General features: G+C 74.7%; 5 protein-coding genes and 1 pseudogene. All 6 read right to left on the bottom strand.

The window, feature by feature from the left end; all coding sequences use genetic code 11:
* Nucleotides 1-1396, bottom strand: a 1396-nt coding sequence (locus BN12_RS17050; RefSeq protein ID WP_053080069.1) for a proton-conducting transporter transmembrane domain-containing protein, incomplete at its 3' end; no start/stop codon positions are given.
* Nucleotides 1393-2862 carry a complex I subunit 4 family protein gene (locus tag BN12_RS17045; RefSeq protein ID WP_235432445.1) on the bottom strand — a complete coding sequence of 490 codons (1470 nt, stop codon included), beginning with the start codon at nucleotides 2860-2862 and terminating at the stop codon, nucleotides 1393-1395. The genes BN12_RS17045 and BN12_RS17050, both read right to left, overlap by 4 nt.
* Nucleotides 2859-4964 carry an NADH-quinone oxidoreductase subunit 5 family protein gene (locus BN12_RS17040; protein WP_048554329.1) on the bottom strand — a complete coding sequence of 702 codons (2106 nt, stop codon included), beginning with the start codon at nucleotides 4962-4964 and terminating at the stop codon, nucleotides 2859-2861. Before BN12_RS17040 ends, BN12_RS17045 begins: the two co-directional genes overlap by 4 nt.
* Nucleotides 4961-5326, bottom strand: a complete 366-nt coding sequence (nuoK, locus tag BN12_RS17035) for an NADH-quinone oxidoreductase subunit NuoK (protein ID WP_048554328.1) — start codon at nucleotides 5324-5326, stop codon at nucleotides 4961-4963. The genes BN12_RS17040 and nuoK overlap by 4 nt, the downstream gene beginning before the upstream one ends.
* Nucleotides 5323-5880, bottom strand: coding sequence for an NADH-quinone oxidoreductase subunit J family protein (locus tag BN12_RS17030; protein ID WP_048554326.1), 558 nt, complete (start codon nucleotides 5878-5880; stop codon nucleotides 5323-5325). The genes nuoK and BN12_RS17030 overlap by 4 nt, the downstream gene beginning before the upstream one ends.
* Nucleotides 5877-6195 (bottom strand): annotated as a pseudogene (locus BN12_RS17025) (hypothetical protein); the annotation flags it as partial. The gene BN12_RS17030 and the pseudogene BN12_RS17025, both read right to left, overlap by 4 nt.

Here is a 6195-nt window from a genome sequence, read left to right as displayed (position 1 = left end):
CCGCCCCGGCTGCCGCGGCGACCGGCTGCGGCTCCTCGGCGTCGGGCGCGCCGAACAGGAGCGCCCCCCACCGCAGGTAGACCGCCACGCCGACGACGGCGTTGGCGACGGCGACGAGGGCCAGAGGCCAGAGCCCGGCACCGAGCACGGGTCGCAGGGCCAGGATCTTCGCGACGAGCCCGAGGACGCCCGGCGGCAGTCCGGCGAGGGACACGAGGGCGAGGAGGAGCGCTGCCCCGCGGAGCGGGTGACGGCGCAGCATCCCGCGGTATGCCGTGAGCCGGGTCGGGCCGGAGGCGGCGACGACGGCGAAGGCGAGCAGCGTCGCGACGACATAGGCGACGACGTAGCCCGCGCTCGCCTCGAGGCCGGAGTCGCGGAGCGCGGTGAGGGGCAGGATGACCCACCCGGCCTGGGCGATCGTCGACCAGGCGAGGAGCCGGACGGCGTCCAGCTGACGCAGGGCGAGGACGTTGCCGACCGTCATCGTCACGCCGGCGAGGAGGCCGACGACGAGCGCGAGCTGATGGGGAGCGGGCCCGACCGACCACGTCGCCGTGACCGGCCGCAGGACGACGACGAGACCTGCCACCGCGGCGACCTTGGACACCGTCGCGAGGAGGGTCGCGACGGCCGGCCCGGCACCGGCATACGCCACCGGGGTCCACGTGTGGAAGGGGACGGCGGACACCTTGAAGCCGAGCCCGGCGACGAGGAAGAGGACGGCGAGGAGGAGCACGGGCCGGGTCGTCGCGTCGTGCCACGCGCGCCCCGCCGCGGCCGGGGTGAACGTCACGTCGTGCGTGGCGACGACCCAGAGGGCGATGCCGACGACGAGGAGTCCCACGGACAGCAGTGCCGTCGTGAGGAGGGAGAGCGCGCCGTGGCTGGCACGTCCCGTGCCGCGGAGGGCGACGAGCGCGACGACGGGCAGCGTGGCGAGCTCGAGGCCGACGAGCCACGTCCCGGCGTCGAGGGCGGCGGCGACGGTCGCGGCCCCGGCGACCGTCGTGAGGACGAGGGTCGTCACGAGGGTAGGACCTCCGAGAAGGTCGGGCGCCGGGCCGGACGCCGCCCGCCAGGCGAGCAGGATGACGACCGCCCCGCCGAACAGCGCCGCCGCCTGGAGGAGCGAGCCGGTCGTCGACGGGTCGTAGAAGCATCGGCTGTCCGGCAGCGGACGACACAGGCTGCGGGTCCGCGTCGGATCGGTCGCGAGGCCCTGCCCGACCGCGGCGACGAGACCCACCAGGCAGGCGGCGAGACCGAGCCACGGCATGACCCGCGCAAGAGAGGGGACGAGCGCGTCGAGGAGCAGGAGGAGGACGGCCCCGAGGGCGGGGGCGAGGACGGGCAGGAGGACGAGCCCGTCGAAGGAGACGACGTCGGTGCTCACCCGCCGACCACCCGGTTCACCGCGTCGGTCATCACCGAGAAGACCACTGCCGGCAGGACGCCGAGGACGACGATGGCCGCGATGAGGGAGACGGTGACGACGCGCTCGCCGCCGTCGGCGTCGAACCGCGCCGTCCCGGGCGGCACCTCGTCGCCGACCCACACCACGCGAGCCACCCGCAGGGCGTAGCCGGCCGCGAGCGCGGTCCCGATGGCGGCGGCGACGGCGCACCACCGCAAGACGTGCGCGCCGGCATCGGTCGCGGCGGAGGACCACGCGGCATACACGGCGAGGAACTCGCCCCAGAACCCGGCCAACCCGGGGAGCCCGAGCCCGGCCGCGAACCCGAGGAGCAGCGCGAAGCCCAGGTGCGGCGAGGTCTCCCGCAGGGCGGGACGGGGACGGGAGAGGTCGACGCTGCCCCACCGCTCCTTCAGCCCGCCGACGACGACGAACAGGAGCGCGGAGATGACACCGTGGGCGATGTTGAGGAACAGCGCCGCCTGGAGCCCCGCGCGCGTGCCGGTCGCGAGGCCCAGCGCGACGAAGCCCATGTGCGCGACGGAGGAGTAGGCGACGAGCCGTTTGAGGTCGCGCTCGACGAGGCAGACGAGCCCGCCCCAGACGATGCCGACGGCTCCGATGACGCCGACGACCGGCGCGACGGTGCTCCAGCCCTCCGGCAGCGACGCGAACGGCAGCCGGACGAGGCCGTAGGTGCCCATCTTGAGGAGGACGGCCGCGAGGACGACGGAGCCGGCCGTCGGCGCCGTCGTGTGCGCCGGCGGGAGCCACGTATGCAGCGGCACGAGAGGGACCTTGACGCCGAGGCCGGCGGTGAGCAGGACGACGACGAGGACCTGGACGCCGTGCGGCAGGTCCGCGGCGGCCACCGGGAGCGCCGAGAGTCGCGTCGTGCCCGCCTCGTGGACGAGCAGGAGGATCCCGGTGAGCATGAGCATCGAGCCGAGGACGGTGAACAGGACGAACCGGGCCGCCGCATCCGCGCGCTGCCGGGCGTCGTGGGGGTCCCCGAAGCGGCCGATGAGCACCCACATCGGCACGAGGACGATCTCGAAGAAGACGAAGAAGAGGATCGCGTCGTTCGCGAGGAACGTCCCGAGGGCCCCGCCCTCGACGAGGAGCAGGCACCCGTGGAACGTCGCCGCGCTGCCCCCCTCCGGCACGTGCCGGAGCCCGAGGATCGCGACGAGCACCCCGACGGCCGCGGTGAGGACGACGAGCGGCGCGCTGATGCCGTCGACGACGAGCTGCCAACGGATCCCCGCCGCGGGCACCCACGCCTGGTCGACGGCCGGGCGGGCGACGACGGCGTATGCCGCGAGGCCCAGCGTGACGACGGACGTCACCAGCGCGGCGACCCCCGCCGTCGTCCGGGGCAGGCCGCGGCCGCCCGTGACGAGCCACAGCCCGACGACGAGCGGGAGCGCGAGGAGCGCGGTCATCGCCATCCGAGCACCCCCACCGCTCCGACGACGAGCGCGCCGAGCGCGACCCAGACCAGGCCGGTCGACGGTCGCTCCGCCGAGTGCGCCCGGACACCGAGCCCTCCTGTCCACGCGACGAGCCGGGCGCAGAGCCGGGCGGTGGCGTCGACGACGCGGTCGTCGACGTGAGCCACGCCGTGTGCGAGGGCGAGGATGGGCTGCGCGACGAGGACCCGGTATGCCGTGTCGGCGCCGAAGCCGTTGTCGAACAGGGGCATCCGCTTCCCGACGATCCGGACGGCCGGGTCGACGCGGCCTCGGGACAGGGCATGAGCCGGGTGCGGCGCCCGGGAGATCGACGCGATCGCCGCGAGGAGCGCCCCGATGACGACGAGGAGCACCGTGACCGCCGTGATGGCCCCCGACGGGCTCCGGGTGCCGGGCAGCAGGTCGGTGAACAGGACGAGCCCGCCGAGGACGGTGCCCGCGAGCAGGACGACGACGACGCCGAGGACGGCGACGGGAGGACGCCCGAGGTCGTGCCCTGCCGCGTCCGTCGCCGCGGCCGCCGGCAGGCGTCCGCCAGGACCGTCGTGCTCGAGCAGGTCGTCTCCCGCGTGCGCCGGCATCTCGCCCCCGGGCCCGGCGATGACCCGTGCCTCGGCGAACGCCCCGTCGTCGGCGCCCGAGGGGTGCGAGGACGGCCGATACCCTTGGATCGTGGGCGGATTCGCCGGGCCAGCCGCGACGACGAGGTAGGCGCGGGTCGCATACGCCGCAGTGAGGACGACGGTGAGCAGGAGGGCGGCGAGCACGAGCGTGCCGGTCGCGTCGCCGGCCCGGGACCCGGCATACGCGGCCTCGATGACGTGCTCCTTGGACAGGCCGCCGACGATGAAGGGCAGCCCGGCGAGCGAGGCGAGGCCGAGGAGGAAGGCGACGTGCAGGAGCACCGAGCGGCGGGCGACGCCCCGGAGGCGAACCGCGGACGTGCCGCCGGCGAGGACGCTCATCCACCCGATGAGGAGGAAGAGCAGTGCCTTGTAGAAGGCGTGCGCGTAGAGGTGGAAGGTGCCCGCGGTTGGGCCGTCCTGCGGCGGGGCCGCGGCGATCGCCGACAGCATGATGGCGACCTGGCTCACCGTGGAGTAGGCGAGCAGCCGCTTGAGGTCGCTCTGCCCGAAGGCGAGCACCGCACCCCACACCATCGTCACGGCGGTGCTCACGCCGAGGACCGCGCGTGCCGTGTCGTCGGCCGCGAGGACGTCGAAGAGCTGGGCGAGGACGAACGTGCCCGCCGCCACCATCGTCGCGGCGTGGATGAGGGCGGAGGCGGGAGTCGGGCCCTCCATCGCGTCGGGCAGCCAGTCGTGGAAGGGCACCATGGCCGACTTGCCGAGGATGCCGACGAGGAGCAGGACGAGCGCGAGCGTGAGCACCCGGTGATCGACGGCCGCGCAGGCCGCCTGGGCGCTCGCCGAGTCCTGGCACCCCGCCCAGTAGCCGGAGACCTGGACGTACGACGTCGTCCCCGCGCCACCCGCGAGGATGACGACGCCGAGGACGAACCCGACGTCCGCCACGCGGGTCACGAGGAACGCCTTGTGGGCGGCCCGTCGCGCCGCCTCCTTGCGGCTCCAGTGGCCGATGAGCAGGTAGGAGCACCAGCCCATGACCTCCCAGCCGATGAGGGTGAGGACGAGGTCGGAGGAGGTGACGACGAGGAGCATCGCCGCGGAGAAGAGGGAGACCGACGCTGCGAAGACGCCGTAGCGGTCGTCGTCGCGGAGGTACCAGGTCGTGTACACCTGGACACATCCCGCGACGAGGGCGACGACGAAGGCGATGAGGACGACGGGGCCGGACGCCGTCTGCCAGAAGGGGATCGAGAGCCCACCCGCGTCCTGGCCCGGGATGCCGAGATGGAGGGCGGGTATCAACCGGGCCGTGCCGACGGTCTGCGGATCCTGCCCGACGAGCACGGCGGCGGCGATCCCCAGAGTGCCCAGCGCGCCGACGACCGCCACGGCCCGCGCGAGCGCGACCTGACGGGCGAGGAGCAGCCCGAGGAGTGCCGCGGCGGCAGGGACGAGCACGAGGAGCCGGAGCAGCGTGGTCACCGGGCGCTCACCCGGTCCTCGTCGGCCGCCGCGCTCCCGGCCCCGTCGCCTGTCGCAGTCCCCGCCTCCGCGCCCGCCGCCGCATCGATGCTGCCCCGCAGCCGGTATGCCGCGAGGATGACCCCCAGCGCGAGGACGACCTCCGCCGCCGCGACGGTGATGACGAAGAGGGTCAGCACCGACCCGCCGGACCACAGGTCCCCCCGGGACGCGCTCGTGCTGATGAGCAGGACCGTCGCGCCGTTGAGGACGAGCTCCACCCCGATGAGGACGAGGACGAGGTTGCGCCGGGCGAGGATTCCGTAGACCCCGATGCCGACGAGCAGGCTCGCGAGGAGGTAGGGGCCGGCGAGATGGATCACAACGCCTCCCCCGGACCCGGGACGGCCGCCACGGCGTCCCGACCGGCGGTCCCGGTGGGCGGACGGCCGGCCCGGAAGACGGCCAGCGCGGCGACGAGAGCGGCGAGCAGGAGGAGCGAGAGCAGCTCGAACGGCCAGACCCACGTGGAGAAGAGGTCCCTCGCGAGGACCGTCGTCGACGTGACGTGCCGGTCGACGCGGGCGCCGGCGAGCGGGAGCAGGACGGTGAGGAGCAGCGCCGTGACGCCGGCGGCGACGAGCGCGGAGAGGACCCGGTGGGCCACCGAGGTCGAGACGTCGGCACTGGGCCCGATGGGCGCCCTCGTCAGCATGAGGGCGAAGAGGACGAGGACGACGATGGCTCCGACGTAGACGAGGACCTGGACGAGCGCGACGAGCTCCGCGCCGAGGACGAGGTAGCACCCGGCGATGGCACCGAGGGTCACGACGAGCCACAGCGCGGCGTGGACGACGTGCCGCGTCGTCACGGCGAGGAGCGCGCTCGCCGTCGCGACGACGCCGAGGGCGGCGAAGGCGATGTCGTATGCCGTCACCTCCCGTCCTCCTGCTCGCGCCGGGACGCCTCCGCGGCCTCGGTGACCTCGGTGGCCCGCCGCACGAGCTCGCTCGCCGACGGCCGGCGCCGGGTCGGCGGCGGCGCAGGGGCCTCCTCCGCGGGCTCCGGCTCCGGTGCTCCAGCGGGCTCCCTCGTCGGAAGGACCGCCGTGGGCTCCTGGGGCACCGGCTCGGGGGTCGTGACCGGCTCCTCGGCCGTCGGGCGCTCAACGGGGACCTCGGCCGTCGACTCCTCAGTGGGGGCCTCGGGCATCGGCTCGGCCGGCACGGGAGGCTCGACCGTCGTGGGCTCG

It is taken from the genome of Nostocoides japonicum T1-X7 (assembly GCF_001046855.1).
GTDB classification, from domain to species: domain Bacteria; phylum Actinomycetota; class Actinomycetes; order Actinomycetales; family Dermatophilaceae; genus Nostocoides; species Nostocoides japonicum.
Note: the sequence above shows the minus strand (reverse complement) of the source record. Positions and strands in the feature narration are given on the sequence as shown.